The sequence below is a fragment of the Bradyrhizobium sp. NBAIM08 genome (assembly GCF_020193935.1).
GTDB lineage: Bacteria > Pseudomonadota > Alphaproteobacteria > Rhizobiales > Xanthobacteraceae > Bradyrhizobium > Bradyrhizobium yuanmingense.
Genome location: NZ_JADYVR010000935.1, coordinates 1 through 404 on the forward strand (window position 1 = coordinate 1; position 404 = coordinate 404).

The 404-nt window shown below is 44.3% G+C and carries 1 pseudogene; it reads right to left on the reverse strand.

Annotated features, from left to right (window positions below):
* Nucleotides 1-404, reverse strand: a pseudogene (locus I6F37_RS42805) (hypothetical protein); the annotation flags it as partial.

Sequence of the window (404 nt, forward strand, 5' to 3'; positions counted from 1 at the left end):
TGTCATTGTCGGTGCTGAGTGTGTAGACCACCTGAACATGCAAATTTCCCGGGAAACCTTCTTCGCCATCTTTGCTCAGGCAGGTGAATTGTACAGAATCAGTGCCTTTTTTTTCTGCATGCCAGCACACTTTGTCAAAACCTTTAAGACCGCCATGCAGGGAATTGTTCTTATTATTTTTTGCCAGGCTGTATTCTTTTCCATCTATGGAAAACCTGGCGCCGGCGATGCGGTTGCAATAGCGCCCCACGGTACTTCCAATGTATTGGTTGCCATTGCTGATATAGCCTTGTAAATTATCAAAGCCCAGTATCACGTTTTCAAAACCTCCTTTCCTGTCAATAGCAATGATCCTGGTAACTGTTGCTCCATAATTCATCACAGAAACCTGCATACCATTAGCA